Origin of the sequence: Micromonospora echinofusca, assembly GCF_017614955.1 — a bacterium.
Classification (GTDB): Bacteria; Actinomycetota; Actinomycetes; order Mycobacteriales; family Micromonosporaceae; genus Micromonospora; species Micromonospora echinofusca_A.
In genome coordinates this window covers 1-3,016 of sequence record NZ_WVUH01000545.1, presented here as the reverse complement: position 1 = coordinate 3,016, position 3,016 = coordinate 1, and the positions used below count along the sequence as shown (strand labels likewise).

The window sequence follows — 3,016 nt, the reverse complement described above, 5'->3', positions numbered from 1 at the left end:
CCCCGGCACCACCGATCGCCCCGCCACCGTCCCCGCACGAGCCGTTCGAACCGATGCTCGCCGGCATGGAGGAGGTCGGCACCGGCCTGCTCGACCGGCTCGACGCGATGCAGCGGGTGGCCGCGTCCGCGCCGGGCGGTCCGCTGCTGATCGTGGCCGGACCGGGTACCGGCAAGACCCGCACCCTGACCCACCGGATCGCCTACCTCTGCGCGGAGCTGAACGTCTTCCCGGAACGCTGCCTGGCGATCACGTTCACCCGGCGGGCCGCCGAGGAGCTGCGGCACCGGCTGGACGGGCTGCTCGGCCCGGTGGCCGAGGACGTCACCGTCGGCACCTTCCACTCGCTCGGATTGACCATCCTGCGGGAGAACGCCCGCGCGGCCGGGCTGCCGGACGGCTTCCGGATCGCCGACGACGCGGAGCGGACGGCCGCCCGGACCGAGGCCGGCGAGGATCCGGTCGCGTACACGCAACTGCTGCGCAAGCAGGACCTGATCGACCTGGACGAGCTGCTCACCCTGCCGGTACGTCTGCTCCGCGACGATCCGGCGCTGGTGGAACGGTACCGGGACCGGTGGCGGTGGATCTTCGTCGACGAGTACCAGGACGTCGACGCGGTGCAGTACGAACTGCTGCGGCTGCTCAGCCCGGCGGACGGCAACCTCTGCGCGATCGGTGACCCGGACCAGGCGATCTACTCGTTCCGGGGTGCCGACGTGTCGTACTTCCTGCGCTTCTCGCAGGACTTCGTGGACGCCCGGCTGGTCCGGTTGACCCGCAACTACCGGTCCTCGGCGCCGATCCTGGCCGCCGCCGTGCAGGCCATCGCGCCGTCGTCGCTGGTCCGGGGCCGGCGGCTGGACCCGGCCCGGCTCGACCCGGAGGCCCCGCTGGTCGGCCGGTACCCGGCCACCTCCGTCGCCGACGAGGCCGACTTCGTGGTCCGTACCGTCGACGACCTGGTCGGTGGGCTCTCCCACCGGTCGCTGGACTCGGGCCGGATCGACGGCCGCTCGTCCACCGTCTCCTTCTCCGACATCGCGGTGCTCTACCGCACCGACGCGCAGGCCGCCCCGATCGCCGACGCGCTGCGCCGGGCCAACATCCCGGTGCAGAAACGGTCCCACGACCGGCTCCGGGACCGGCCCGGGGTGGACGCGATCGCCCGGGAACTGCGGCACGCGAACGGGCTGAGCGGCGCACTGCCGGCCCGGGTCCGGCTCGCCGGGCAGATCCTCGCCGAGCGGTACTCGGCGCCCACCCTGGACTCGACCGGCCAGGTCGGGCCGGAGGACGTCCGCGCAGCGGTGGACCTGCTCACCCCGCTCGCCCAGCGCTGCGGCGACGACCTCGGGTCGTTCCTGTCCCAGTTGGCCACCGGCGCGGAGGTGGACGCCCTCGACCCGCGCGCCGAGGCGGTCACCCTGCTGACCCTGCACGCCGCGAAGGGCCTGGAGTTCCCGGTGGTGTTCCTGGTCGGCTGCGAGGACGGGCTGCTCCCGCTGCGCTGGCCGGGTACCACGCCGGACGAGGAGGCGGTCGCCGAGGAGCGTCGTCTGTTCTTCGTCGGGCTGACCCGGGCACAGGACCGGCTCTACGTCAGCCACGCCGCCCGCCGCTCCCGGTACGGCAGGGAACGCGACTGCGTACCGTCGCCCTTCCTCGACGTGATCGATCCGGGACTCTTCGAACGGTTCGGCGACACCGAGCCGCGCCGCCCGAAGGACCGCCAGCTCCGCCTGCTCTGAGATGTAAGGAAGGGCCCCCTATTAACGTTTTCGGTATAGGAAGGGCCCCCTGTTAACACCTCGACCGGCATCTCGACCCTCACCGACCGGGCAGCCGCCCAGCGTCAGAGGGCAAGAGGGGACGAGAGGGCCGCCAGGACGAGCGCGGCCAGGACGAGCGCGGCGGGAACATCTTGATCGTTGTCGTCGAGCGGTGTGACACCCCGACCGAAGTGCGGCTGAGCTGCAAACGACCGAGGAACGACGACGGCAGCGCCGGCCCCCGGATCGGCAGGGTCTTCCGGCGTACCCGACCGGATGCCAGCGGACCGAGCACCAAGTGGGCCGGACGCCTACCGCCGTCGGTGGTCCCGTCGGCGACGCTGCGTGGCCCGGCCGGGGCGTTCGGTGGCGACGACCAGCGCCACCCCGACCACGATCACGGCGCCCCCGGCGAGCACCCGGGCGGTCACCGGTTCGCCCGCCAACAGGGCGCCGAGCGCGACTGCCACAGCCGGATTGACGTACGCGTACGTGGCCGCCAGGGAGACCGGCGCGTGGTGCAGCAGCCACACGTACGCGGTGAAGGCGACCAGGGAGCCGGCGAGCACGAGGTACCCGAGGGCCAGCCAGGATCGCGCCGACACCGCCGCCGGGTCGAACCGGGCCGGTTCACCCCTGAGCGTGGCGAGCAGGGCCAGCGCGGCGGCACCGGCGAACATCTCGTAGACGGTGGCGACGAACGGGTCGGCGGGCATGCCGATCCGTCCGGACAGGAACGAGCCGAGCGCCCAGGAGGCGGCCCCGCCGGTCACGGTCAGGGCACCGGTTACCGGTACCACACCCGGTCCGTCCGACGGGAGGACCAACAGCACCAGGCCGAGCAGGCCGACCCCCACGCCGAGCAGGCTGAGCAGGCCGGGCCGGTCACCGGTGGTCATCCGGAGCAGTACGACGAGCAGGGGTACCCCGGCAACCAGGAGCGCGGCGATCCCGGACGGCACAGCGACCCCGGACGGCCCCGACTCGGCGAGTACCACCAGGCCGTTACCACCGGTGAGCAGGAGTACGCCCACCAGCGCCGCACCGGCGAGTTGCCGACGGTCGACGCGCAGCGCACCGGCTCCCCGGCGTACCCGGATGATCACGGCGAGCACCACGGCGGCGGCCGAGAACCGCGCGGCGGCCGAGAGCAGCGGCGGCACGGTGTCGACGGTCACCTGGATGGCCAGGTAGGTGGACCCCCAGACCAGGTAGACCACGGTGAGGGCGGTCCAGATCAGGGC

The 3,016-nt window shown here is 73.0% G+C and carries 2 protein-coding genes; one reads left to right on the top strand and one right to left on the bottom strand.

The features are described from left to right. A partial coding sequence (locus GSF22_RS32445) for an ATP-dependent helicase (RefSeq protein ID WP_208817727.1) occupies positions 1-1,751 on the top strand: 1,751 nt, incomplete at its 5' end. 332 nt (positions 1,752-2,083) lie between these two features. On the opposite strand, the gene GSF22_RS32440 is transcribed toward GSF22_RS32445, so the two are convergent. Then, positions 2,084-3,013, bottom strand: coding sequence for an EamA family transporter (locus GSF22_RS32440; protein WP_244454545.1), 930 nt, complete (start codon positions 3,011-3,013; stop codon positions 2,084-2,086). Between the last annotated feature and the right edge of the window lie 3 nt (positions 3,014-3,016).